Raw genomic sequence first — 24,550 nt, 5'->3', positions numbered from 1 at the left:
GCCAATCTGGGCCTTCCGTGGGAGATGATCGTGAAAGCATTCCGATTTGCGGCCGGTGTCACTGCCCTTCTCGTCAGCGCTTGCCTTGCGCCCGTGGCCGCCCAGGCGGCCGACCCGATCGTGATCGCGCATCGCGGCGCGAGCGGTTATCTGCCCGAGCATACGCTGGCGGGCTATGAACTCGCCGTCCGCATGGGCGCCGACTTCATCGAACCGGATCTTCAGTTCACCTCCGACGGCCAGCTCGTCGCGATGCACGACGCCACGCTGAACCGCACGACCAACGTCGCCACCTTGTTCGCCCCGCGCAACGGCGGCTACCGCGTCGAGGATTTCTCGCTCGCCGAGATCAAGACGCTCACCGTGAAGCCAGTGGGCACCGCGCAGACCAGCTATCCGGGCTTCACGCCCGCCAATGCCGAGATGCGCGTGCCGACCTTCCAGGAGGTGATCGATCTCGCCAAGCAGCAGAGCGCCGCGACGGGCCGGACCGTCGGCATCTATCCGGAAGCCAAGCAGGCCGATCCGGCGATGGAGAATGCGATCATCAGCACGCTCAAGGCCAACGGCTATGGCACGACGGGCGACAAATTGTTCGTCCAGTCGTTCAGCGATCAGACGATCCGCAGCATCGAGGAGAAGTCGGCCGCGCTGGGCATGGATCTGGCGACGGTCGTGCTCGGCTATGCGACGACCGACTCGTCCGGCGCGGCCGCCATCCGCGTGGGCACCAGAGTCTACTCGATGCAGGAGATTGCGAGCTTCACGGACGGCATCGGCCTTTCGCTGAGCGCGGCGATCACCGCCGATTATATCGCCCAGGCGCATGCGGTGGGCCTGCAGGTCCATGGCTGGACCTTCAGCCAGGCCGATCCGACGCGGGCGGCGGCGCAGTTCGCCAGCTATCTGGCGATGGGCATGGACGGCGTGTTCGCCAACTATCCCGACCTCGCCGTCGCGGCGGTCGACACCTTCTCGTCGGCGGTGCCGGAGGCGAGCACCTGGATGATGATGCTCGTCGGCTTCGGCGGTGTCGGCTTCGCGCTGCGCCGTCGCAAGCCGCTGGCGGCCGCGAAGCTCGCCAACGCCTGACGGATGGAGCGGCCGGGTGCCGTGCGCGCCCGGCCGTTCATTCCGCGATCGGCCGGATCAGGCCGTCGCCACCGGGGCCTGCTTCGGCGCGATGTCGCCCTCTCCCGCCCGGCGCAGCAGCCGGTTGATATAATCGAGCTTGGCGACGATCGTGTCCGACAGGTTGAATGGATAGAGATCGCGCTGCCCCATCGATCGGTTGATCGCATTCTCCGCGAACGCGAAGGGCCCCCATTCCGCCACCAGCTGATGCGTCTCGGCGCGATAGGGATCGAAATCCACCGCCGGCTGCTCCTCATAGCCCGGCCAGTCCATCATCCGCATGCCGAAGCCGCCGATCGTGGCGAGCGTATCGATGATGTGCATCAGGTGCGCGAAGGTCTCCGCGAAATCCTCCCACGGGTGCATCGTGGCGTAGGAGGAGACATAATCGGTGGTCCAGCCGGCGCTGCCCTCGCCGTAATGCTTTTCCATCGCCTCCTCGTAGCTCACCCGCTCGTCGCCGAAGAGCGCGCGGAAATTCTCGACCTCGGCGGTGTCCTCGATCAGGCGCGACCAGTAATAATGGCCGACCTCGTGGCGGAAATGGCCGAGGATGGTGCGATAGGGTTCGCCGAGGCCGGTGCGCATCTTCTCGCGCTGGACATCGTCCGCCTCCAGCAGGTTGAGCGTGATCAGGCCGGCATCGTGGCCCGTGGTGATCTGGACGGTGCCCGTCTCCTCGCCCACCGGATCGTAGAGGAAATCGAAGGCGAGGCCGGGCGAGGTGCCGTTCTCGGCCGCTTCCGTCACCGTCTCGCACGGCAGGTTCAGGTGGAGGATCGTGTGGAACAGGCGCCGTTTGGCCGCCTCGATCTTCGCCCAGCGCTCCGGCACGGTCGGCCCGGTGAGATCGGGGATGGTGCGGTTATGCTTGCACGCCGGGCAGAGCGGCTGATCGCCCACGGCCGGCACCAGCCAGTTGCAGATCTGATATTCGTTGTTGTTCTGGCAGACGATCACCGCATGCGCCTCGCCTCTCGCGTCGCGCCATGTGGTGGCCTCGTCGCCGAGGAACAGCAGTTGGTCGCTGGCGGGGTCATAGCCCAGCGTGAAGGCGCAGTTCGGGCAGACGCGCACCTCGAAATGGTTGGGGCGCGCGCAATTGGGACAGGCGTAGGGCCGCATATAATGTCCTGATCGGGGTCGGATTTCGGGCGTGAAAACGCGGAGAGGCCGGATTGGTGCCAGTTGTTGTTTGTGGCGTGCGCCTAGGCGGCACCGGCCCGCTCCCCACCCGGCCTCCCATCTAGGATACTCTGTTTGGGAGGCCGGGTGGGGGAGCGGGCCGGTGCCGCGCCAGTTCGGCGGAAGCCGAACCAAAATATGAGTGCCTCTTGCCGATGGCGGAGCCGCTCCGCATCTGCGAAGGTGGAGGTGAAATGGCTGATCCGTATACGACCCTGGGGCTTTCGCGCGGTGCCGACGAGGCGGCGATCAAGAAAGCCTATCGCAAGCTCGCCAAGGAGCTGCATCCCGATCGCAATCAGGACAATCCGGCTGCCGCCGCACGCTTCTCGGAAGTGACGGGCGCCTATGATCTGCTGTCCGACAAGGACAAGCGCGCCCAATATGATCGCGGCGAGATCGACGAGAATGGCAATCCCAGAATGCCGTTCGGCTATGGCGGCGCGGGCCAAAGCGGCGGCTTTCGCGGGCGGCCGGGCGGTGGCGGTTTCGAATATGAGACCTCGTCGGGCGGCGCGGATTTCGGCGATATTTTCGAAGGCCTGTTCGGGGGCGGCGCGGGCGCCGCGGCCGGGCGCCAGCAGCGCGGTGGCGGCGGCTTCGGCGGCTTTTCGGGCTTCGGGGGCCGGGGGCGCCCGCAGAAGGGGCCCGATGCCGCCTATCGGCTCGCGGTGGATCTGGACGATGCCGCCGCGCTCAAGCCGCAGCGCATCACGCTGGGCAACGGCAAGACGGTCGACCTCAAGCTGACGGCCGAGGCGGTGGCGGGAACGCCGCTCAAGCTGGCCGGGCAGGGCGAGGCGGGCGCGGGCGGCGCCGGCGACGCGCTCGTGACGATCGAGGTGCGCCCGCATCGCTTCTACAAGCGCGACGGCGACGATGTCCGCATCGATCTGCCCGTGCGACTGGACGAGGCGGTGGAGGGCGCGCGCGTGAAGGTGCCCACCGTGGAGGGCGCGGTGATGCTCTCGGTGCCGGCGGGCTCCACGTCGGGCAAGGTGCTGCGCCTGAAGGGCCGCGGCTTTCACCGGCGCGACGGCACGCGCGGCGATCAGCTGGTGACGCTGATGGTCGATCTGCCGGCCGACGATGCGGCGCTCAAGGCCTTCGTCGAGGGCTGGAAAGGCGATGCCGACAGGAACCCGCGCGCGAATCTTGGCGTATAGACGCACGAGAGGGGCGATATTCGGGGCGAGATGGACGACGTGATCTCCCCTGAATCGCCCGAGCGCCGCGCGAAACGACGCGATCGCGCCGTCGCGCATCTGCGGCCGGGCGCGCGGGTCTATGAGGTGGCCCGGCGCACGTTGCTGGGCGTGTGGGCGGATGGCTTCATCCATGCCGGCAACCTCGCTTACCTCGCGCTGATCTCGCTCTTTCCGTTCTTCATCGTCACCGCGGCGCTCGCGCATCTGCTGGGTCTGGGCGCGGACGGGACGGTCGCGATCGACAGCTTCCTGCGCACCGTGCCGCGCGCCGTGCGCGAGATGCTGCGCCCGGTGATCACCGATGTGCTGACGCGGCGGACGGGTTCGCTGCTCTGGATCGGCGCGCTCATCGGCCTGTGGACGACGGGCAATTTCATCGAGACGATCCGGGATATCCTGCGCCGCGCCTACGGCGTCACCGCGCGGCCGCTGTTCTGGCGGCACCGGCTGATCTCGTCCGCGCTGATCGTGGGCGCGGTGCTGCTGATGTTCGTGGCCTTCCTCGCCCAATTGGTGCTGACCGGCGTGGAGGAGGTGATCCTGCGCTTCTTCCCGCTGGCGGACGATCTGGTGAACTGGATCGGCTGGGGCCGGCTCGCGCCGCTCGCCACCCTGTTCGTGGCGCTCTATCTGATCTTCTTCGTGCTGACGCCGAGCCGCTATCGCGACACCGGATGCCCCAAATGGCCGGGCGCCGCCTTCACCGCCGGATGGTGGGTGCTGATGACGATGGCGCTGCCCGCCATCCTCCGTCTGGTCGGCGGATATGGCCTCACTTATGGCAGCCTGGCAGGCGTGATCGTGGCCCTGATCTTCTTCTGGCTGGTCGGTCTGGGCATCGTGATCGGCGCCCAACTGAACGCGGCGCTGGCGGAAAGACCGGAAAGCGGCGTAAGGGGCGACGAACAACCGGGTTTGACGGAGGAATGATGGCGGGCCTGATGGAAGGCAAGCGTGGCCTGATCATGGGTCTCGCCAATGACAAGAGTTTGGCGTGGGGCATCGCGAAGATGCTCTCGGCGCAAGGGGCGGAGCTGGCCTTCAGCTATCAGGGCCCCGCGATGGAAAAGCGCGTGCGCCCGCTGGCTCAGGCGCTGGGCGTGCCGCTGCTGGTGGATTGCGACGTCTCCTCGGAAGAGAGCATCGATGCGGCCTTCGCCACGCTGGCGGAAACCTGGCCCACGATCGATTTCGTCGTCCACGCCATCGGCTTTTCGGACAAGAGCCAGCTGCGCGGGAAATTCTACGACACCACGCTCGATAATTTCCTGATGACGATGCACATTTCGGCCTACAGCTTCGTCTCCGTCGCCAAGCGCGCGCGGGTGCTGATGCCGCAGGGCGGATCGCTGCTGACGCTCAGCTATTACGGCGCCGAGAAGGTGATCCCCCATTACAACGTGATGGGCGTCGCCAAGGCCGCGCTGGAGACGAGCGTGAAATATCTCGCGGTCGACATGGGACCGGAGAATATCCGCGTGAACGGCATCTCGGCCGGCCCGATCCAGACGCTGGCCGCGCGCGGCATCGGCGACTTCAATTACATCATGAAGTGGAACGAGCTGAACTCGCCGCTCCGCCGCAACGTGACGATCGAGGATGTGGGCGGCGCCGGGCTCTATCTGCTCTCCGATCTGGCGGGCGGCGTGACGGGCGAGATCCACCATGTGGATGCCGGCTACAATGTGATCGGCATGAAGGCCGAGGACGCGCCGGACATCGCGCTGGCGTAAGCGGGGCGCCGGCTGTGCCTCTTGTCTTCCGGGAGGCCGGTTTCCGCTTTCACTTCTATTCGAGTGAAGGCGATCCGCGCGAGCCGGTCCACGTTCATATCGCGCGGCCCGGTGGGGACGCCAAGCTATGGCTGTATCCGGAGGTGAGGGTTGCCTATAACAGGCGCCTCACTCCGCGAGAGTTACGGATCGTGGAAGAGATCGTCACGCGACGGCGGCAGGAAATCGAAGATGAGTGGAACGCCTTTTTCTCCGGAAGCGACCAACGTTGAATTCGATGAGGATTCGATGTGGGTGACGCTTGAGGACGGGCGCACGATCGGCGTGCCTCTTGCCTGGTATCCTCGGTTGTTGAAGGGCAGCCCGGACGCGCGACAGGCCTGCTTCATCTCGCCCAGCGGTCTACATTGGGACGAGCTGGACGAGGACATCTCGATCGCCAGCCTGCTGGCTGGCCGCTTCGAAACGCCGGCTTCCGCGCGAGCCGCATGAGCTACAACACGTTCGGGCGCGTCTTCCGGTTCACCAGCTGGGGGGAGAGCCATGGGCCGGCGCTGGGCGCCGTCGTCGACGGCTGCCCGCCGGGGCTGGCGCTGGCGGAAGGCGATATCCAGCCGTGGCTCGACAAGCGCCGGCCCGGCACGTCGCGCTTCACCACGCAAAGGCAGGAGCCGGATCAGGTCCGCATCCTCTCCGGCGTGTTCGAGGGGAAGACGACGGGCACGCCGATCAGCCTGATGATCGAGAATGTCGACCAGCGATCGAAGGATTATTCGGAGGTCGCGCTCGCCTACCGGCCGGGCCATGCCGATTATGCCTATGACGCCAAATATGGCTTTCGCGACTATCGCGGCGGCGGGCGATCCTCGGCGCGGGAGACGGCGGCGCGGGTGGCGGCGGGCGCGGTGGCGCGCGCGGTGATCCCCGAGGTGCGGATCCGCGCCTATCTGGTGGAGCTGGGCGGCGACGCGATCGATCGGGCGGCGTTCGACGACACGGCGATCGACGCGAATCCCTTCTTCTGCCCCGATCCGGCGGCGGCTGCGCGCTGGGAAAAGATCGTGGACGAGGCGCGCAAGGCAGGATCGTCCGTGGGCGCGATCGTGGAATGCGTGGCGGAAGGCGTGCCGGCCGGCTGGGGCGCGCCGCTTTATGCGAAGCTCGACAGCGAACTGGCCTCCGCGATGATGAGCATCAATGCCGTGAAGGGCGTCGAGATCGGCGACGGTTTCGAGGCGGCGCGGCTGACCGGCGAAACCAATGCCGATCCGATGCGGCCCGGTAATGATGGCAATCCCGTCTTCCTCGCCAATCATGCGGGCGGGATCGCCGGCGGCATCGCGACCGGGCAGCCGGTGGTGGTGCGCGTGGCGCTGAAGCCCACCTCCTCGATCCTGACGCCGGTGGAGACGATCGGACGCGACGGGCAGGCGGCGGATATCCGCACCAAGGGGCGGCATGATCCGTGCGTGGGCATCCGCGCGGCTCCGGTGGTGGAGGCGATGATGGCGCTGGTGCTGGCGGATCAGAAACTGCTGCACCGGGCGCAGACGGGGCGGTGATTTCCCCTCCGTCATCCTGAACTCGTTTCAGGATCCATGACCCGACATGGAAGCAAGTGTTCCGCTCGTGGAGAGTGCAGGACATGGATCCTGAAACAAGTTCAGGATGACGTGGGCATAGGGCAGCGCATGGACTTCGGGCGCCCTCGCCCCTAGATCGCGCGGCATGGCGCAGGCGAACCCCTTTCGCTTTCACAAGATGCACGGGCTCGGCAACGATTTCGTGGTGATCGACGCGCGCGTGACGCCCGTGGCGATGGATGCGGCGCGCGCGCGCGCCATTGCGGACCGGCGCGAGGGGATCGGGTTCGACCAGCTCGTGCTGATCGAGCCGTCCGACATCGCCGACGCCAAGATCATCTTCTACAATGCGGACGGCAGCATCGCCGAAAGCTGCGGCAATGCCTCGCGCTGCATCGCGCAGTTTCTGGGCGGTGAGAGCCGGGTGGAAACGGCCGGGGGCATGCTGACGCTCAAGGCCGAAGGCGAGGGCGCGACCGTCGACATGGGCGCGCCGCGCTTCGATTGGGATCGCATTCCGCTCGCTTACCCGGTCGATACCGCGTCGCTGCCGGTGGCGTGGGAGGAACTGGCATCGCCCGCCGCCGTGAATGTCGGCAATCCGCACGTGATCTTCTTCGTGCCCGATACGGACGCGGTGCCGCTGGATCGGCTGGGGCCGATCATCGAGCATGATGCGCTGTTCCCGGAGCGGGTGAACGTGAATGTCGCGACGGTCGAAGGGCCGCAGCGCCTGCGCCTGCGCGTGTGGGAGCGTGGCGCGGGGCTTACCCGCGCCTGCGGCACCGGGGCTTGCGCCACCGCCGTCGCCGCGATCCGCAGCGGGCGTGTGCAGAGCCCCGTCACGGTGCAGCTTCCGGGCGGCGAGCTGGTGATCGACTGGGCGCCGGGCGGCACGATCCGCATGACCGGCCCCGCCACGCACGTTTACGAAGGCGAGGCGACCGGCCTGTGAGCGGGCCCGAACTCATCACGCTCGGCTGCCGGCTCAATATCGCGGAGAGCGAGGCGATCCGCGCGGCCCTGGGCGGGGCGGACGATCTGGTGATCGTCAACAGCTGCGCCGTCACCAACGAGGCGGTGGTGGAGACGCGCAAGGCGATCCGCCGCGCGGCGCGGCGCCGGCCGGAGGCGCGCATCGTGGTGACGGGGTGTGCCTCGGAGATCGATCGCGCGGCGTTCGAGGGCATGGCCGAGGTGAGCCATGTCGTGGCGAATGCGGCGAAGACGGATCCGGCGCTGTATCTCCCTACCTTTGCGACGGGAGCGGAAGAAAGCGGGACCCCGGATCAAGTCCGGGGTGACGGTGGAGGGATGGAGGGCGCGCATGCCCGTGCCTTCATCGCCGTGCAGAATGGCTGCGATCACGCTTGCACCTTCTGCATCATCCCGCAGGGCCGCGGGCCCAGCCGCTCGCTGCCTGCCGGTGCCGTCGTCGAGGCGGTGCGCGCGGCCGTCGAGGCCGGGCGGCGCGAGGTGGTGCTGACCGGGGTGGACGTGACCGCTTATGGCGCGGATCTGCCGGGCCGCCCCACGCTGGGCATGCTGGTGGAGCGCGTCCTGCGGCTCGTGCCGGAGCTTCCGCGGCTGCGGCTCTCCAGCCTCGATCCGCAGGAAATGGACGATCGGCTGATCGCCTTGTTCGAGAGCGAGCCCCGGCTGATGCCGCATCTCCATCTGTCGCTGCAGGCGGGGCATGACATGATCCTGAAGCGGATGAAGCGCCGCCATACGCGCGCGCAGGCGATCGCTTTGGTCGCGCGGCTGAAGGCGAAGCGGCCCGATCTGGCGATCGGCGCGGACGTGATCGCGGGCTTCCCGACCGAGACGGAAGAGATGTTCGCGGACAGCCTCGCTTTGATCGAGCAGTGCGAGATCGTACATCCGCATATCTTCCCCTTCTCGCCGCGCGAGGGCACGCCCGCCGCGCGGATGCCGCAACTGCCGCGCGACGTGGTGCGCGATCGGACCGCACGGCTGCGCGAGGCGGGCTCCGCGCGGCGCATGGCGTGGCTGCGCGCGCGCATCGGCGGCACCGCGCAGGTGCTGGTGGAGCGCGATGGCGTGACCGGCCATGCCGAGGATTTCGCCCGCGTGCGGATCGCGGAGGGCGCCACGGCGGGCGCCGTGCATCGGGTCCGCATCACGGGCCTGGAGGAAGACCATCTCGTGGGAGTGATTGCGTGAGCGGACCCGAACACGGACTCTCCTGGACCGAGCGTCTGGCGGGGGGCTTCCGCCGCACGTCCGACCGGCTCGGCGAGAATCTCGGCGGGCTGCTGGGCAAGGCCGCGCTGGATGCGGAGACGCTGGACCAGATCGAGGAGGCGCTGATCGCGACCGACCTCGGCCCCGCGACGGCGGGGCGCATCCGCGAGCGTCTGGCCGGCGAGCGTTTCCCGCTGGGGCTGACGGAGCTGCGCCTGCGCGAGATCGTGGCCGAGGAGATCGAGGCGATCCTGCGCCCGGCGGCCCGGCCGCTGGAGATCGACGCCTTTCCGCGCCCGCAGGTCCTGCTCGTCATCGGCGTGAACGGATCGGGCAAGACGACGACGATCGCCAAGCTCGCGCATCTGCTGACCGAAGAGGATTATTCGGTGATGCTGGTGGCGGGCGATACTTTTCGCGCCGCCGCGATCGGCCAGCTCAAGGTCTGGGCCGAGCGGATCCACGTGCCGATCATCGCGGGCAGCGAGGGATCGGATGCGGCGGGTCTGGTGTTCGAGGGCGTGAAGCAGGGGACGGCGACGGGCATCGACGCGCTGATCGTCGATACGGCGGGTCGCCTGCAGAACAAGGCCGGGCTGATGGACGAGCTGGCCAAGATCCGGCGCGTGCTGGGGCGGCTCAATCCGGCGGCGCCGCACAATGTGGTGCTCGTGCTGGATGCCACCACCGGCCAGAATGCGTTGAACCAGATCGAAGTGTTCAAGGAGACGGCCAACGTGACGGGCCTCGTCATGACCAAGCTGGACGGCACGGCGCGCGGCGGCGTGCTGGTGGCGGCGGCGGAGAAATTCGGCCTGCCGATTCACGCGATCGGGCTGGGCGAGGGGATCGACGATCTGCGCCCGTTCGATCCGCGCGAGGTGGCGCGTGCCATCGCGGGCATCGAGGCGATCGCGGTGGAGCGCCGCCGGTGAGCGCCCCCACGCCTGCCCCGGTGGCTCCGCGTAAAGCCGGTGCGACCGGATGGTCGCTCGCGGTGGATTATGCGCCGATCATCGTCTTCTTCCTCGCCAATCGCTTCCTCGGCGTGTTCGCGGGCACGGCGGCCTTCATGGTCGCGATCGTGCTGGCGGTGATCGTCTCGAAGGTGAAGGTCGGCCATGTCTCGCCGATGCTGTGGCTGTCGGCGGTGCTGGTGCTCGGCTTCGGCGGGCTGACCATCTATCTGCACGATCCCAGCTTCATCCAGCTGAAGATGACGCTCATCTATGCGCTGTTCACGATCATCCTCGTCGGCGGGCTGATCATCGGGAAGCCCGCGATCAAATATCTGCTGCAGGCGGCCTTTCCGGGGCTGGACGAGGCGGGCTGGATGAAGCTCTCGCGCAATTGGGCGCTGTTCTTCGCGGTGATGGCGGTGTGCAACGAGGTGCTGCGCGCCAAGCTGAGCTTCGATGCGTGGCTGACGGCGAAGACCTGGGGCGTGACGAGCGCGTCGATCGTGTTCGGGCTCGCGCAGGTGCCGATGCTGCTGCGCCACGGCCTGATGCTGGAAGACGCCAAGGCCGAACCCCCGCTTCCGCCCGAGGGCTGAGAGCCACGGACTTCAAAAGCCGTTCGCAGCACAAACGGGAAAGGGACACATGAAGGCGATGTTTCGCCCCGTTCGGGGGTGACGCTGGCGCAGGGAGGCCCTATTTCCCGCGCATGACCAAATATCTCCATACGATGATCCGGGTTTCCGATCCGGACGCGACGATCCGCTTCTTCTCGCTCCTCGGCCTGCGCGAGGTGAAGCGCATGGAGAGCGAGAAGGGGCGCTTCACGCTCATCTATCTCGCGGCGCCGGGAGACGAGGACGCGCAGGTGGAACTGACGCACAATTGGGGCGAGGAAGGCTATGCCGGCGGCCGCAATTTCGGCCATATCGCCTTCCAGGTCGACGATATCTACGAAAGCTGCCAGCGGCTGATGGATGCGGGCGTGACGATCAACCGTCCGCCGCGCGACGGGCACATGGCGTTCATCCGCACGCCCGACAATATCTCGATCGAGCTGCTGCAGGACGGTCATCTGGCGCCGGCCGAGCCCTGGGCGTCGATGCCCAATGTCGGCGAGTGGTGACACGCCCGGCTGGCGCGATCGCCGGCTGATCGCGCGCCTCGGCAGCGGGGCGCCGATCCTGCTCGCGCCGATGGCGGGGGCGGGCGGGCCCGCGCTGGCGATCGCGGCGATGCGGGGCGGTGCGGTAGGGGCTCTGCCCTGCGCCACCGTCCCGGCGGCGACGATCGAGGCGCAGGTGGCCGAGGTGCGGGCGGCCGTCGATGGCCCGATCAACCTCAACTTCTTCTGCCATGCCGATCCGGGACCGGGCGACGAGGCGCCATGGCATGCGCTGCTCGCGCCTTATTATCGCGAATATGGCGTCGGCCCGCCCGATCAGCCTCCGCCCGCCCGTCGCGCTTTCGATGCCGAGGCGTGCGCGCTGGTGGAGAGGGTGCGGCCCGAGATTGTCAGTTTCCATTTCGGCCTGCCCGCCCCGGATCTGCTGGATCGGGTCAAGGCGACAGGCGCGCTGATCCTCTCCAGCGCGACGAGTCCGGCCGAGGGGCGTTGGCTGGCGGCGCGCGGCGTGGATGCGGTGATCGCGCAGGGCTGGGAAGCGGGCGGGCATAGCGCGCGCTTCCTCGACGAGGATCCTTCGAGCCGGCTGACGACCTTCGCGCTCGTGCCGCTGCTGGTGGAGGCGCTGGACGTGCCCGTGATCGCGGCGGGCGGGATCGGCGACGCGCGCGGCGTGGCGGCCGCCGCGACGCTGGGCGCGGCAGCGGTGCAGATCGGCACGCTCTTTCTCGCCTGCCCGGAAAGCCTCGTCTCGCCGCAGCATCGCGCGCTGCTGGGCACCGAGGCGCCGACGGTGATGACCAACCTGTTCAGCGGGCGTCCCGCGCGCGGCTTCGCAACGAGACTGACGCGTGAGCTGGGGCCGATCCGTGCCGAGGCACCAGCCTTCCCTCATGCGGGCGCGGCGCTGGCCGAATTGCGGCGCGTGGCGCCCGAGGCGTTCGCGAACATGTGGGCGGGGCAGGCGGCGATGCTGGCGCGGGCCGAGCCGGCCGAGATGGTCGCAAGACGCCTGATTGCCGAGACGGCGGGGCTTTTCGCGGGGTGAGGAAAGGCGCAGCATGCGCCGTCTGCGGAGGTTTCCCGCGCCGGAGAGTCGCCATGCTGAAGTTGACCCTGTCCGCCATGCTGTTGGCGACGCTCGCGACGGGGGCTGCCGCCGCGCCGAAGCCCACCGGCGAGGCGAAGCTGCAGAAGATGCTGCAGGGCTATACGGCCGGAAAGCCGGCATCCTGCCTGCCGCTCACGCCCTCGATGGATTCCACCAAGATCGAGGGGATCGGTCTGGTCTACAAGCGCGGACGCACGCTCTATGTGAACCGCTTCGACCGGGGCTGCCCCTCGCTCACCAATTTCACCTCCACCGTGACGCGCACGCCCGGAAGCCAACTCTGTCGGGGCGATATCGTCCGCATCGTGGATCTGGTCAGCGGGATCGAGGGTGGCAGCTGCGTGATGGGTGACTTCACGCCTTACGAGAAGGCGAAGTAGTTTCGAGCGAGCCGTGCTCCTGCGGAAGCAGGAGCCCAGAGTTTCGAACGCGGCGCTTGCGGCCCTGGGCTCCTGCTTTCGCAGGCACCGGAGGGGATCAGCTCTTGTAGAGCGCGTCCAGCCGTGGGCCGTAGCGTTCGCGGATCACATGCCGGCGGATCTTGAGCGAGGGGGTCATCTCGCCATTCTCAATGCTGAAGGGCTCGTCCGTGATCAGGATGCGGCGGACCTTCTCCGTCACCGACAGGCCCGCATTGACCCGGTCCACCGCTGCCATCAGCGCGCGGTGCAAAGCGGGGGCGTGGCGCGCGTCGGCCAGCGGCACGTTGTTCGCCGCCGCCCATTCGGCCATCCACTGCAGATCGGGCTCGATCAGGCCCACCAGATGCGGGCGGCGATCGCCGGCCACCATCGCCTGGCCGATCTCGGGCTCCAGCGTCAGCATGCCCTCGATCCGCTGGGGGGCGACATTCTCGCCCTTGTCGTTGACGATCAGATCCTTCTTGCGATCGGTGATGCGGATGCGGCCGCGATCGTCGATCACGCCGATGTCGCCCGTGTGCAGCCAGCCGTCGACCAGCACGCGCGCGGTTTCGGCCTCGTTGTTCCAATAGCCGGCCATCACGCATTCGCCGCGCACGAGGATCTCGCCATCCTCGGCGATGCGGACCTCGGTGCCCAGCAAAGGTGGCCCGACGGTGGCATGATCGATCCCCGCTCTGGGGCGATTGCAGGAGATGACCGGCCCCGCCTCGGTCTGGCCATAGCCCTGCAGGATGGTGAGGCCGAGTGCGGAGAAGAATTGCCCCACTTCCGGATTGAGGGGCGCGCCGCCCGAGACGAGCGCCTTCATCCGCCCGCCGAAGCGCTTGCCGATCTTGGGGCGGACGGTGGCGGAGAGCAGCAGATCGAGCGGCTTGTCCGCGAGTGACACCCTGCCCTTCGCGCCGAGCGCCAGCGCCTTGCCCAGCAGCCATTTGCCGGCGCCGCCTTCCTTCTCCACCGCCTTCAGGATGCGGCCACGCAGCAGTTCGAACAGACGGGGGACGACGATCATGATCGTCGGGCGCACCTCCTCGATATTGGCGGCGAGCTTGTCGATCCCCTCGGCATAATAGATCTGGCCGCCGAGGCCGATCGGCAGATGCTGGCCGCCCGAATGCTCATAAGCGTGGCTGAGCGGCAGCAGGCTCAGGAAGATCTCGTCGCCGGTGTGGAAATCCTCGGCGATGATGGCCATGCAGCCCGCCACATTCTGCAGGATCGCGCCGTGGTGCTGGCGCACGCCGCGCGGCGCGCCGCCCGTGCCGCTGGTGTAGATGATGCAGGCGAGATCGCCGCGCGCGAAATGGGCGGACGCGGCGCAGGCGGCCACGTCGGGCGTCTGGCGATCCAGCAGTTCCGACCAGTCGTGGATACGGATCGCGCCGACGCGGCCGAGCCCGACCGATTCCATCGCGATCATCATATCGCAGGAGGAGGAGCGGGCGAGCGCCGGCAGAAGCGTGCGCGCGAGCTTGGCGGTGGAGACGATCGCCGCGCGCGCGCCGCTATTCTCCACGATGTGCGCGTGGTCCCGCTCGGTGTTGGTCACGTAGGTCGGCACGGTCACGCAGCCGGCGGCCATGATGCCGAGATCGGCGATGCACCATTCGGGGCGATTCTCGGAGACGAGCATCACCCGGTCGCCGGGCTGCAGCCCGCTCGCGCGGAGCGCCTGCGCGACGGCCGCCACCTGCTCCGCGACCTTGGCCCAGGAGAGCGGGCGCCACGCACCATTCTCCTTGTGCCACAGGAAAGGGGTATCGCCCCGCGCCTTGGCGCGCGCGAAAAACATCGCCACCAGATTGGGGAAGGGTTCCAGCGACATCCTAACTCCTTGGCGCGGCTGGGCCGCCGCTTCCGCCGGGCGCCCATAGACCCTCGGACGGAGCGGGCAAAGCTTTCCCTCGGCCCGGCATCAGCGGCGGCGTGGCCGGATCAATCGAACGGGCGATCGATCGCGGCGGCCTTCCTGGGCACGACGGGCGCGCCGGTTTCGCTCTGCGACACGCCCTCGCTGCGCGGATCGGCGGCGCCCACCCAATGCCCGCCGACCATCTCGATCGCATTGGCCTTGAGGCCCAGCGGGGCGACGACGATCTTCTCGCCCAGCGCCTGTAGCGCGGGCACCATCAATTCGGCCTGCGTCGCCTTTTCTGCCACGGCGGTCTGGCCGGGGGAGAAGATCAGGCCCATGCCGATCGCGTCCTGCGCGCTCATATGCCAGTCGATCACGCCCATCAGCGCCTTGGCCACCTGCGCGATGATCGTCGAACCGCCTGCGGCGCCGATCGCGATGCGGACGCTGCCGTCCGGATTGTAGACGATCGTGGGCGACATCGAGCTGCGCGGCCGCTTGCCGCCGGCCACGCTGTTCGCCGCCAGATACCCGTTGCGATCGGGTACGATGTCGAAATCGGTCAGCTGGTTGTTCAGGAAGATGCCGTTGGTGGTGAGGCCCGATCCGAACACGCTTTCGATCGTGTTGGTCACTTCGGCCACGTTGCCCGCGCGATCGACCGCGACCAGATCGGTCGTGCCATGCTCCGGCCCCGGGGTGACGGCCACGCGCGGCGGCGCGCCCGCCGGCTTGCCTGCCGCGATCGTCGCCATGCTGCCCGTCTCGGAGATCAAGGCGGAGCGGCCCGCAATATAATCGGGCGCGAGCAGGCCCGCGACGGGCACCTGCACATGATCGGGATCGCCCAGATAGGCGTCGCGATCGGCATAAGCGAGGCGCGAGCTTTCGGCGAACAGATGCCAGGCGACCGGATTGTCCTTGCCCAGCGCGGCCATGTCGAAGCGTTCGAGCTGCTTCAAGATCTGCAGCACGGCGACGCCGCCGCCGGAGGGCGGGCCCATCCCGCAGATCCTGTAGCCGCGATAGGTGCCGCAGACGGGCGGGCGCTCCTTCGCCCGATAGGCGGCGATGTCCGCTTCCGTCATCTTCGAGGGGTTATGCGGCGCGCCGTCGACCGTCTCGACGATCGATTTGGCGACGGCGCCCGAATAGAAAGCCTCGGGTCCTTTGGCGGCGATCTGCTTCATCAGCGCGGCCTGCTCGGGATTCTTGAGGATCGTGCCGACGGGCTTGGGCGTGCCGTCCGCAGTGTAGAGATACTGGATCGGCCAGCCGTTCAGCAGGCCGGGCATCGGGCGGGCGATGAAATTGTAGAAGCGCGGGCTGATTGCCCAGCCGTCCGTCGCCAGCCGGATCGCGGGATCGAACAGGCGCGCCCAGGGCAGCTTGCCATATTTGGCGTGGGCCAGCGCCATCAGGCGCAGCGCGCCCGGCACGCCGACGCTGCGGCCGCCGGGCACAGCCTCGGCATGGGTCATCGGCTGGCCGTCGGGCCCATAGAACCAGTGCGGATCGGCGGCCTTCGGCGCGGCCTCGCGTCCGTCGATCGTGATCGTCCTGTTGTGCGCGGCATCGTGGAAGACGAGGAAGCCGCCGCCCCCCATGCCCGAATGGCCGGGCTCCACCACGGCGAGCGCGAGCATGATCGCCACGGCCGCATCGGCGGCGCTGCCGCCCGCGCGCAATATCTCGGCGCCGGCGGCGGTCGCGCGCGGATCGGCGGCGGAGACCATGCCGGGTTCGGCCTTCACCGCCGCCTGTCTGGCGAAAGCGGGCGCGGCCGGGACGAGGGAGGCGGGGAGGAGCGAGGCGGCGGCGAGCGCCAGCAGCGGTTTGTTGAGCATCGCCGGGCAGCGTAGCGCGCTCCCTCTCTCCCACAAGGGCAAGAAATGGCCTATATCGGCCGAAGCGATCGAATGTGAGGGCACGGGCGATGAACGAGCCGTGGTTTCGGGCGAAGCGATACGGATATGGCGCGGGACTGCCGCTGACGTGGCAGGGCTGGGTGACGTACCTTGCCTTTGCGGCCGTGATGGCGGGGCTGTGGGCGCTTCCGGTCCATGGCCGGCCGATCGGCCTGCGGGCCGTGATGACGGCGGCGGCCGTGGCGGTGCTGGTCGGGATCACGCGGCGACATACCGAGGGCGGCTGGCGCTGGCGGGGGTGAACAGGCTCTGCCGTCTCTTTCAAAACCGTTCGTGCTGAGCTTGTCGAAGCACCGTCCTTTCTTCCTCGTAGCGAAGAGAAGGACGGCCCTTCGACAGGCTCAGGGCAAACGGGGGAGGTCCGGGCCCTACTCCGCGCCGACCGCCTCGCCGATCGTGGCGAAGCCCTCCAGCGCCAGCAGCGCGGACAGCTCCTGCGCGATGCGGCGGGCGAGTGACGGGCCTTCGTACACCAGCGCCGTGTAGAGCTGGACGAGGCTGGCGCCTGCGCGGATGCGATCATAGGCGTCGCCGCCGCTGGCGATGCCGCCCGCCGCGATCAGGGGCAGCTTGCCGCCGGTGGCCTTGCGGAAATCGCGGAGGCGCTGGAGGGCGAGCGCCTTGAGCGGCGCGCCGGAGAGGCCGCCCGCCTCGCTGGCATGGGGGCTCTTCAGGCCGTCGCGGCTGATCGTGGTGTTGGAGACGATCAGCGCATCCACCCCGCGATCGAGGCAGACGCGCGAAATCGCATCCACGTCCGCGCGCGCCAGATCGGGCGCCACCTTCAGGAAGATGGGCGGGCCGCCCGCCGGCCGCGCCGCGATCGCGCCGGCCAGCAATTCGTCCAGCGCCTGGGCCTCCTGCAGCGCGCGCAGGCCGGGCGTGTTGGGGGAGGAGATGTTGATCGTCAGATAATCGGCGACGGGTGCCATCGCCGCGACGCCCTTCGCATAATCGGCGATGCGGTCGGTTGCGTCCTTGTTCGCGCCGACATTGACGCCGACGATCCCGCGACGCGGACGCCCGGAAAGCCGCGCCAGCGCCTCGGCCTGCCCGCCATTGTTGAAGCCCATCCGGTTGATGACCGCCCGGTCCTCCGGCAGGCGGAACAGGCGCGGCTTCGGATTGCCCTCCTGCGGCAGCGGCGTGAGCGTGCCCACCTCGACGAAGCCGAAGCCCAGCGACAGGAAGGCGTCCGGCACCTCCGCATTCTTGTCGACCCCGGCGGCGAGGCCGACCGGCGAGGGGAAAGCGAGATTGGCGAGCAACACCGAGAGGCGCGGATCGGGCTCGGCCATCGGCAGCCGGGGCAGCGCCTTCAGCGCGGTGATCGTCAGCCGGTGCGCCCGCTCGGCATCGAGCGCGAACAGCAGGGGACGGACGAGCGGGAAGATGGGCATGTCTATCTCCCCCCTCCGCTTGCGGGAGGGGTCGGGGGGTGGGCAGCGACGTCGGCTGCGGATCGACGCCGTCTAATCGAGGAAAGGCCCACCCCCAACCCCTCCCGCACGCGGGAGGGGAGGCTTGCGTCGCGCCATTCGCCTCGCCACGTCGCATCCATGCGGCATGTCTATCTCGTTTTGGGCATTCTTTCGGTGGCGACCGGCGCGGTCGGCATCTTCGTGCCGCTGCTGCCGACGGTGCCCTTCATGCTGCTCGCCGCTTTCTTCTTCGCGCGCAGCAATTCCGAATGGGAGCGGCGGCTGGTCGAGCATCCGCACTTCGGCCCGCATATCGTGGCGTGGCGGGAGCATGGCGCGATCTCGCGACGAGGCAAATTCTTCGGGATCACGGCGCTGATCGGCAGCGCCGTGATGGGTTTTTTCTTTCTCCACGATCACTGGCGCTTTATCCCGCTCGGCGTGGCGCTGGTCTGCGGGACGTGGATGGCGACGCGGCCCAATAGATAGGTTGGCCAGCAAATAAGCCGGTTTCGGCGCTTGACCCTGCGGCGCGTGCGCCTATCTGCCCAATCGGAACGAATCACTCCGATTGGACTCATGCGCCTTTCCAACCTTGCCGATTATGCGGTCGTGATGCTCGCCGCCGCCGTGCGCCACGGCGAGGCACGGCTGACCGCGACTTTGCTGTCGGACGAGACGGGCGTGCCGCTGCCGACCGCGCAGAAACTGGTCGGCAAGCTCTCGGCGGCCGGTCTGCTGGTGTCCTCGCGCGGCACGGGCGGCGGCTTCCGCCTCGCGCGGCCGGCCGAGGCGATCAGCCTGGCCGATATCGTCGAGGCGGTGGAAGGCCCGATCGCGATGACCGCCTGCGTCGAGCAGGGCAAGCAGGATTGCGGGCTGGATCGCCATTGTCAGGTGAAGCCGCACTGGGAAGTTGTGAATGAAGCGATGCGGAAGGCTTTAGGTGAGGTGAGTTTGGCAAAGTTGGGTAGTGCCCATTCCTCTCCGCTCGTCCTGAGCGAAGTCGAAGGACGTGCTGAGGGGGAATCGCTTGAAGCCCGTGCTTCGACTTCGCTCAGCACGAACGGCGTGGAGGTCACCGCATAATGGCTACCCGCAACGCAGATGCGATCGCCGCCGCCGAGAAGGCCTATGAATGGGGCTTCACGAGCGACATCGAGCAGGAGTTCGCGCCCAAGGGTCTCTCCGAAGAGACGGTTCGCTTCATCTCGGCCAAGAAAGGCGAGCCGGAGTGGATGCTCGACTATCGCCTGAAGGCCTATCGTCACTGGCTGACGATGGAGAGCCCGGACTGGGCGAAGCTGGATGTCCCGCCGATCGATTATCAGGACGCTTATTATTATGCGGCGCCCAAGGAGAAGCCGAAGCTCGGCTCGCTCGACGAGGTCGATCCCGAAATCCTGCGCGTCTATGAGAAGCTCGGCATCCCGATCGAGGAGCAGAAATTGCTCGCGGGCGTCGAGAGCGATCAGCCGCAGCGCAAGATCGCGGTGGACGCGGTGTTCGACAGCGTCTCGGTCGCGACCACCTTCCGCAAGGAGCTGGAGCAGGCGGGCGTCATCTTCCGCTCGATCAGCGAGGCGCTGAAGGAATTCCCCGATCTGGTCCGCAAGTGGCTGGGCAAGGTCGTGCCGATCCACGACAATTATTTTGCGGCGCTCAATGCGGCAGTCTTCTCGGACGGCACCTTCGTCTATGTGCCGGAGGGCGTGCGCTGCCCGATGGAACTGAGCACCTATTTCCGCATCAATGCGGCGAATACGGGCCAGTTCGAGCGGACCCTGATCGTGGCCGACAAGGGCGCCTACGTCTCCTATCTCGAAGGCTGCACCGCGCCGATGCGCGACGAAAATCAGCTGCACGCCGCCGTGGTGGAGCTGGTCGCGCTCGACGATGCCGAGATCAAATATTCGACCGTGCAGAACTGGTATCCGGGCGACAGCGAGGGCCGGGGCGGCATCTACAATTTCGTCACCAAGCGCGCGCTCTGCCAGGGGCGGAACAGCAAGGTGAGCTGGACGCAGGTGGAGACGGGCAGCGCCATCACCTGGAAATATCCCAGCTGCGTGCTGGCGGGCGAGAATAGCGTCGGCGAATTCTATTCGGTGGCGGTGACGAACAATCGCCAGCAGGCCGATACCGGCACGAAGATGATCCATCTCGGCAAGGGATCGCGCTCGACGATCGTGTCGAAGGGCATTTCGGCGGGGCGCTCGGAAAATACCTATCGCGGCCTCGTCCGCGTGGGGCCGACGGCGGAGAATGTCCGCAACTTCACCCAGTGCGACAGCCTGCTGCTGGGCGACCAGTGCGGCGCGCATACCGTGCCTTATATCGAGGTGCGCAACCCGAGCGCGCAGATCGAGCATGAGGCGACGACGAGCAAGATCAGCGACGATCAGCTCTTCTACGCGATGCAGCGCGGGTTGGATCAGGAAGCGGCGGTGGCTTTGATCGTCAACGGCTTCGCCAAGGAAGTGCTGCAGCAGCTGCCGATGGAGTTTGCGGTCGAGGCGCAGAAGCTGCTGGGGATTTCGTTGGAAGGCTCGGTCGGGTGATGCTGACCGAGCGCGACGATGCGAAACGCCTCAACACCCCTCCCCTTCAGGGGAGGGGCCGGGGGTGGGGCCTCTCGGCTGGGCGCATCGCTGACTTGCAGGAGCGCGCCGCTGAGATGCGCCGCAATCCCACCGAACCCGAGAAGCGTTTGTGGCGCCACCTCAGCAATGGCCAGCTCGGCGGATGGAAATTCCGTCGGCAGGCCACGATCGGCAGCTACATTGCCGATTTCGTCTGCCCCGCTGCGCGCCTGATCGTCGAGGTGGATGGCGACACCCATGTCGATCCGGCGGCTGATGCGCGGCGCGATGCCGCACTCGGAGAGGCTGGCTATCGCGTGGTTCGGGTCACCAATGACGAGGTGATGCGGAATATGGAGGGCGTGCTGGCCCATGTCGGCGTGGCGCTTGCCGCGCGGCCCCACCCCAACCCCTCCCCTGAAGGGGAGGGGCTTTCGGGGGTGAGCTTTGAGGGGGGCTTGGGGTGATGTTTTTCGCTCTTCTGGCTCTCCAGGCGGAGGTTCCCGGGCCTTGGGAAAAAGACCAAACTGCGTTTGCCCCCTTTCGGGAATGCGTGATCTCTTTTGCCAGAGAGAATGCTTTGACGGGAGAGGCTGTTGCGTCGATCGAGCTTGCTGCGCGCTCTGAATGCCGCAGCGATCGATTGATCTTAGAACTGAGTATAGCGGGATCTGCCGCGCATTCGGCTGCAGATGCAGATAATCCAAAGTCGCCTTACTATACCTACGATCCTCATGCGCGGCTGGTCGGCATGGATCGAGATTTGTCGGAAGACGTGGCGGCTGAGGTAATTAACGCGCGTCGGAATCGGAATAAAAATGCTCAAAATTGAAAACCTCCACGCCGAAATCGACGGCAAACAGATCCTCAAGGGCCTCTCGCTCTCGCTGAATGCGGGCGAGGTGCATGCGATCATGGGGCCGAACGGGGCGGGCAAGTCCACGCTCGGTTATGTCCTGTCGGGGCGGCCGGGCTATGAGGTGACGGAAGGCTCGGCCACGTTCGACGGCGTCGATCTGCTGGAGCTTGCGCCGCATGAGCGTGCCGCCGCCGGACTGTTTTTGGGCTTCCAATATCCGGTCGAGATTCCGGGCGTGTCCAACCTCCAGTTCCTGCGCGAGGCGCTGAATGCGCAGCGCAAGGGTCGGGGCGAGGCGCCGCTTTCGGGTGGCGAATTCCTGAAGGTGGCGCGCGCGCAGGCGAGCGAGATCGGGCTCGATCCCGAGATGCTGAAGCGCCCCGTCAATGTCGGCTTTTCGGGGGGCGAGAAGAAGCGCGCCGAGATGGTGCAGATGGGGATCATCGATCCCAAGCTCGCCATCCTCGACGAGACGGATTCGGGCCTCGACATCGATGCGCTGAAGGCGGTGGGCGACGGCATCAACCGGATCATGCGCCGCCCCGACAAGGCCGTGCTGCTAATCACCCATTATCAGCGGCTGCTGGATTATGTGCGGCCGGATTTCGTCCATGTGCTGGCCGGCGGGCGCATCGTCCGCTCGGGCGGCCCGGAGCTTGCGCTGGAGCTGGAGCGCGAGGGCTATAAGGACATCGCGGCGTGACCACGCTCCCCACCAAGCGCGACGAGACATGGCGCTACAGCGATCTGGAGGCGGTCGCGACCGTGTGGCCGGTCGCGACGCACGCCCATGTCGTGGCGCCGGGCGAGGCGTTCGCGCTGCCGATCCTGATCGATGCGGGCGAGGGCGCTGTCACGATCGAGGACCATGAGATCGCGATCGGCGCGGGCGCGACCGCGACGGTGCATATCGCGATTGCGGGCGGGCGGCTGGGCCGCGTGTTCGTGAAGGCGACCCTGGCCGAGGGTGCGCATCTGGAACTGACCGGCGCGATCGTCGGCGGTGGCGCCGAGACGCACGAGATCGTCACCCGCGTCACCCATGCCGAGCCCAATGCCACCAGCGCGCAGACGGTGCGCGCGGTGCTGGGCGGCAAGGCTGTGGGCTCCTATCTCGGCAAGGTCGCCGTCGCGCGCGGCGCGCAGAAGACGGATGCGACCCAGTCCGCCAAGGCGATGCTGCTGGATCGCACCGCGACCGCGAACCTGAAGCCCGAGCTGGAAATCTTCGCGGACGACGTGAAGTGCGCGCATGGCGCCACCGTCGGCGAGCTGGATCGCGAGGCGCTCTTCTATCTGGCCGCGCGCGGCCTGCCGCCGGCCGAGGCGAAGACGTTGCTGCTGCGCGCGTTCGTGGGCGGCCTGTTCGAGGGCACGCCCGAGGCGGAGCGTTTCGACGCGGCGATCGACAAGGCGCTGGAGACGATGCTGTGAGTGCCCCCACGGATCCGTTCGTGCTGAGCGAAGTCGAAGCACGGGCTGCAGGGGATATCGCCCGGAACACGTCCTTCGACAGGCTCAGGACGAACGGTGGAACAGGGGCGGCTCCGCTCGACGTCCTCGCCGATTTTCCGGCGATCCCGGCGGGCTGGGCTTATCTCGATACGGCGGCAACGGCGCAGAAGCCCCGCCCCGTGATCGACGCGATCGCGCGGGCCTATGGCGAAACCTACGCGACCGTGCATCGGGGCGTCTATCAGCGCTCGGCGGACATGACGCTCGCTTATGAGGCGGCACGCGAGCGGGTGGCCAAGTTCGTCGGCGCGGGCTCTGCGGCCGAGATCGTCTATGTGCGCGGTGCGACTGAAGCGATCAATCTGGTCGCGACATGCTGGGCCGGCACGCAGCTGAAGGCCGGCGATCGCATCCTGCTGAGCCAGCTGGAGCATCATTCCAATATCGTGCCGTGGCAGCTGATGGCCGAGCGGACGGGCGTGGCGATCGATGTCGCGCCGCTGACGGCCGATCACAGGATCGATCTCGACGCGGTCGAGGCGATGCTGACGCCGCAGCACAAGCTCGTCGCGCTGGCGCATGTCTCGAACGTGCTGGGCTCGGTGCTCGATGTGAAGCGGGCCGCCGATCTGGCGCACAAGGTCGGCGCGAAACTGCTGGTCGACGGGTGCCAGGCGGTGGCGCGGCTGGCGGTTGATGTCCGTACGCTCGGCTGCGATTTCTACGTCTTCTCCGGGCACAAGCTCTATGGCCCCACCGGCATCGGCGTGCTGTGGGCGCGGCCGGAACTGCTGGAGGCGATGCCGCCTTATCAGGGCGGCGGATCGATGATCGATCGCGTCACCTTCGCCAAGACGACGTTCGCGCCGCCGCCGACGCGGTTCGAGGCAGGCACGCCGCATATCGTCGGCGCGCTAGGGCTGCATGCGGCGATCGATTATGTCGACGGCATCGGGCTGGATGCGATCCACGCGCACGAGACGGCTTTGGTGACGGCGACGCGCGCGGCGCTGGCGGACATCAACAGCGTCACGCTCTTTGGGCCGGAGGATTCGGCCGGCATCGTCAGCTTCGCGATCGAGGGGGTTCATCCCCACGATATCGGCACCATCCTCGACGAAGGGCAGGTGGCGATCCGCGCGGGGCACCATTGCGCGCAGCCGCTGATGGAGACGCTGGGCGTGCCGGCGACGGCACGGGCCAGCTTCGGCGTCTATAACGGCCCGGCCGACGTGGCGGCGCTGGTGAAGGGTATCGAACGGGTAAGGCGGATTTTCGGATGAGCGACGACAACACCCCCTTCCAGATCGAGGAGGTCGCCTCGGTGGCGCCGCCGCCCAAGGCGCGCGTCGACGATGCGGCCGAGGCGGATACGCCGGCGGAGACTGGGGCGGAGCGCCCGCGCGATTATCTGAGCGGTTTCCTCGCGGAAAAGCCGGTGCCGCTGTCGGGCGGCGAGCCGGGCGGCGCGCTATACGAAGGCGTGATCGAGGCGTTGAAGGAAATCTTCGATCCCGAGATTCCGGTGAACATCTACGATCTCGGCCTGATCTATGGTGTCGAGATCGCGGACGCGCATGCCGTGGTGACGATGACGCTGACGACGCCGCATTGCCCGGTGGCGGAATCGATGCCGGGCGAGGTGGAATTGCGCGTCGGCGCGGTGCCGGGGGTCGGATCGGCCGAGGTGAACCTCGTCTGGGATCCGCCGTGGGATCCGCAGAAGATGTCCGACGAGGCCAAGCTCGAACTCGGAATGCTGTGATATGATCGGGCCA

General features: G+C 67.5%; 28 protein-coding genes. 24 read left to right on the top strand and 4 right to left on the bottom strand.

Features of this window, described 5'->3' with window-relative positions; genetic code table 11:
- Positions 1 to 30 precede the first annotated feature (30 nt).
- Positions 31 to 1,092 (top strand): glycerophosphodiester phosphodiesterase family protein, encoded by a 1,062-nt coding sequence (locus HL653_RS04190; protein WP_171743401.1) that lies wholly within the window; start codon positions 31 to 33, stop codon positions 1,090 to 1,092.
- A gap of 57 nt (positions 1,093 to 1,149) precedes the next feature.
- On the opposite strand, the gene HL653_RS04185 is transcribed toward HL653_RS04190, so the two are convergent.
- A complete protein-coding gene (locus HL653_RS04185) occupies positions 1,150 to 2,259 on the bottom strand; it encodes a putative zinc-binding metallopeptidase (protein WP_171743400.1) in 1,110 nt (369 codons plus the stop codon).
- 254 nt (positions 2,260 to 2,513) lie between these two features.
- Between HL653_RS04185 and HL653_RS04180 the strand changes: the two genes are divergently transcribed.
- From HL653_RS04180 to HL653_RS04120, 13 genes are all read left to right on the top strand, one after another.
- Positions 2,514 to 3,485 carry a DnaJ C-terminal domain-containing protein gene (locus HL653_RS04180; RefSeq protein WP_171743399.1) on the top strand — a complete coding sequence of 324 codons (972 nt, stop codon included), beginning with the start codon at positions 2,514 to 2,516 and terminating at the stop codon, positions 3,483 to 3,485.
- Between the two features lie 30 nt (positions 3,486 to 3,515).
- Complete coding sequence (locus HL653_RS04175) at positions 3,516 to 4,457, top strand: YihY/virulence factor BrkB family protein (protein ID WP_171743398.1); 942 nt, start codon at positions 3,516 to 3,518, stop codon at positions 4,455 to 4,457.
- A complete protein-coding gene (fabI, locus tag HL653_RS04170; RefSeq protein ID WP_171746768.1) occupies positions 4,457 to 5,260 on the top strand; it encodes an enoyl-ACP reductase FabI in 804 nt (267 codons plus the stop codon). The genes HL653_RS04175 and fabI overlap by 1 nt, the downstream gene beginning before the upstream one ends.
- Positions 5,261 to 5,274: 14 nt before the next feature.
- Positions 5,275 to 5,532: a DUF4160 domain-containing protein gene (locus HL653_RS04165; RefSeq protein ID WP_171743397.1), complete on the top strand. Its 258-nt coding sequence runs from the start codon at positions 5,275 to 5,277 to the stop codon at positions 5,530 to 5,532.
- A 16-nt stretch (positions 5,533 to 5,548) separates the two neighbouring features.
- Positions 5,549 to 5,752, top strand: a complete 204-nt coding sequence (locus HL653_RS04160) for a DUF2442 domain-containing protein (protein WP_253717523.1) — start codon at positions 5,549 to 5,551, stop codon at positions 5,750 to 5,752.
- Complete coding sequence (aroC, locus tag HL653_RS04155) at positions 5,749 to 6,822, top strand: chorismate synthase (RefSeq protein WP_171743395.1); 1,074 nt, start codon at positions 5,749 to 5,751, stop codon at positions 6,820 to 6,822. Before HL653_RS04160 ends, aroC begins: the two co-directional genes overlap by 4 nt.
- A 166-nt stretch (positions 6,823 to 6,988) precedes the next feature.
- Complete coding sequence (gene dapF / locus HL653_RS04150) at positions 6,989 to 7,798, top strand: diaminopimelate epimerase (RefSeq protein ID WP_171743394.1); 810 nt, start codon at positions 6,989 to 6,991, stop codon at positions 7,796 to 7,798.
- Complete coding sequence (mtaB, locus tag HL653_RS04145; protein ID WP_171743393.1) at positions 7,795 to 9,030, top strand: tRNA (N(6)-L-threonylcarbamoyladenosine(37)-C(2))-methylthiotransferase MtaB; 1,236 nt, start codon at positions 7,795 to 7,797, stop codon at positions 9,028 to 9,030. The genes dapF and mtaB overlap by 4 nt, the downstream gene beginning before the upstream one ends.
- Positions 9,027 to 9,986: a signal recognition particle-docking protein FtsY gene (gene ftsY, locus HL653_RS04140; protein ID WP_171743392.1), complete on the top strand. Its 960-nt coding sequence runs from the start codon at positions 9,027 to 9,029 to the stop codon at positions 9,984 to 9,986. Before mtaB ends, ftsY begins: the two co-directional genes overlap by 4 nt.
- Positions 9,983 to 10,606, top strand: coding sequence for a septation protein IspZ (gene ispZ / locus HL653_RS04135; RefSeq protein WP_253717521.1), 624 nt, complete (start codon positions 9,983 to 9,985; stop codon positions 10,604 to 10,606). The genes ftsY and ispZ overlap by 4 nt, the downstream gene beginning before the upstream one ends.
- A 113-nt stretch (positions 10,607 to 10,719) precedes the next feature.
- Positions 10,720 to 11,136: a VOC family protein gene (locus tag HL653_RS04130; protein WP_171743391.1), complete on the top strand. Its 417-nt coding sequence runs from the start codon at positions 10,720 to 10,722 to the stop codon at positions 11,134 to 11,136.
- Positions 11,120 to 12,184: a nitronate monooxygenase family protein gene (locus HL653_RS04125; RefSeq protein WP_171743390.1), complete on the top strand. Its 1,065-nt coding sequence runs from the start codon at positions 11,120 to 11,122 to the stop codon at positions 12,182 to 12,184. The genes HL653_RS04130 and HL653_RS04125 overlap by 17 nt, the downstream gene beginning before the upstream one ends.
- Before the next feature lie 53 nt (positions 12,185 to 12,237).
- Positions 12,238 to 12,627, top strand: a complete 390-nt coding sequence (locus HL653_RS04120; RefSeq protein ID WP_171743389.1) for a hypothetical protein — start codon at positions 12,238 to 12,240, stop codon at positions 12,625 to 12,627.
- 97 nt (positions 12,628 to 12,724) lie between these two features.
- On the opposite strand, the gene HL653_RS04115 is transcribed toward HL653_RS04120, so the two are convergent.
- Both HL653_RS04115 and ggt read right to left on the bottom strand, forming a co-directional pair.
- Complete coding sequence (locus HL653_RS04115; RefSeq protein WP_171743388.1) at positions 12,725 to 14,497, bottom strand: long-chain fatty acid--CoA ligase; 1,773 nt, start codon at positions 14,495 to 14,497, stop codon at positions 12,725 to 12,727.
- A 110-nt stretch (positions 14,498 to 14,607) separates the two neighbouring features.
- Positions 14,608 to 16,374 carry a gamma-glutamyltransferase gene (gene ggt, locus HL653_RS04110; RefSeq protein ID WP_171743387.1) on the bottom strand — a complete coding sequence of 589 codons (1,767 nt, stop codon included), beginning with the start codon at positions 16,372 to 16,374 and terminating at the stop codon, positions 14,608 to 14,610.
- Between the two features lie 89 nt (positions 16,375 to 16,463).
- On the opposite strand from ggt, the gene HL653_RS04105 reads away from it, so the two are divergent.
- Entirely contained in the window at positions 16,464 to 16,697 is a 234-nt protein-coding gene (locus tag HL653_RS04105; RefSeq protein WP_171743386.1) for a hypothetical protein, read from the top strand.
- Positions 16,698 to 16,823: 126 nt separating this feature from the next.
- Here the strand turns inward: HL653_RS04105 and HL653_RS04100 are convergent, their stop codons facing one another.
- Complete coding sequence (locus tag HL653_RS04100) at positions 16,824 to 17,855, bottom strand: quinone-dependent dihydroorotate dehydrogenase (protein ID WP_171743385.1); 1,032 nt, start codon at positions 17,853 to 17,855, stop codon at positions 16,824 to 16,826.
- A 159-nt stretch (positions 17,856 to 18,014) separates the two neighbouring features.
- On the opposite strand from HL653_RS04100, the gene HL653_RS04095 reads away from it, so the two are divergent.
- The 9 genes from HL653_RS04095 to HL653_RS04055 all read left to right on the top strand — a co-directional run bounded on the left by HL653_RS04095 (position 18,015) and on the right by HL653_RS04055 (position 24,537).
- On the top strand, positions 18,015 to 18,365 hold the full coding sequence (locus tag HL653_RS04095) for a YbaN family protein (protein WP_171743384.1): 351 nt from the start codon (positions 18,015 to 18,017) through the stop codon (positions 18,363 to 18,365).
- A 90-nt stretch (positions 18,366 to 18,455) separates the two neighbouring features.
- A complete protein-coding gene (locus HL653_RS04090) occupies positions 18,456 to 18,965 on the top strand; it encodes an SUF system Fe-S cluster assembly regulator (protein ID WP_171743383.1) in 510 nt (169 codons plus the stop codon).
- Complete coding sequence (gene sufB, locus HL653_RS04085; protein ID WP_171743382.1) at positions 18,965 to 20,437, top strand: Fe-S cluster assembly protein SufB; 1,473 nt, start codon at positions 18,965 to 18,967, stop codon at positions 20,435 to 20,437. The genes HL653_RS04090 and sufB overlap by 1 nt, the downstream gene beginning before the upstream one ends.
- Positions 20,437 to 20,925 (top strand): endonuclease domain-containing protein, encoded by a 489-nt coding sequence (locus HL653_RS04080; protein ID WP_171746766.1) that lies wholly within the window; start codon positions 20,437 to 20,439, stop codon positions 20,923 to 20,925. The genes sufB and HL653_RS04080 overlap by 1 nt, the downstream gene beginning before the upstream one ends.
- Entirely contained in the window at positions 20,922 to 21,290 is a 369-nt protein-coding gene (locus HL653_RS04075; protein ID WP_171743381.1) for a hypothetical protein, read from the top strand. The genes HL653_RS04080 and HL653_RS04075 overlap by 4 nt, the downstream gene beginning before the upstream one ends.
- Complete coding sequence (sufC, locus tag HL653_RS04070) at positions 21,277 to 22,020, top strand: Fe-S cluster assembly ATPase SufC (RefSeq protein WP_171743380.1); 744 nt, start codon at positions 21,277 to 21,279, stop codon at positions 22,018 to 22,020. Before HL653_RS04075 ends, sufC begins: the two co-directional genes overlap by 14 nt.
- Positions 22,017 to 22,751 carry a SufD family Fe-S cluster assembly protein gene (locus HL653_RS04065; protein WP_171743379.1) on the top strand — a complete coding sequence of 245 codons (735 nt, stop codon included), beginning with the start codon at positions 22,017 to 22,019 and terminating at the stop codon, positions 22,749 to 22,751. The genes sufC and HL653_RS04065 overlap by 4 nt, the downstream gene beginning before the upstream one ends.
- Before the next feature lie 143 nt (positions 22,752 to 22,894).
- The gene (locus HL653_RS04060) at positions 22,895 to 24,055 is read left to right on the top strand and encodes a cysteine desulfurase (RefSeq protein WP_253717979.1); all 1,161 of its coding nucleotides are present in this window, start codon (positions 22,895 to 22,897) and stop codon (positions 24,053 to 24,055) included.
- A complete protein-coding gene (locus tag HL653_RS04055; protein WP_171743378.1) occupies positions 24,052 to 24,537 on the top strand; it encodes an SUF system Fe-S cluster assembly protein in 486 nt (161 codons plus the stop codon). Before HL653_RS04060 ends, HL653_RS04055 begins: the two co-directional genes overlap by 4 nt.
- The last annotated feature ends 13 nt before the right edge of the window (positions 24,538 to 24,550 follow it).

This window comes from Sphingomonas sp. AP4-R1 (genome assembly GCF_013113735.1).
Taxonomy (GTDB): Bacteria; Pseudomonadota; Alphaproteobacteria; order Sphingomonadales; family Sphingomonadaceae; genus Sphingomonas_I.
The sequence above is the reverse complement of the archived record's forward strand: the minus strand, read 5'-3'. Positions and strand labels throughout refer to the sequence as shown.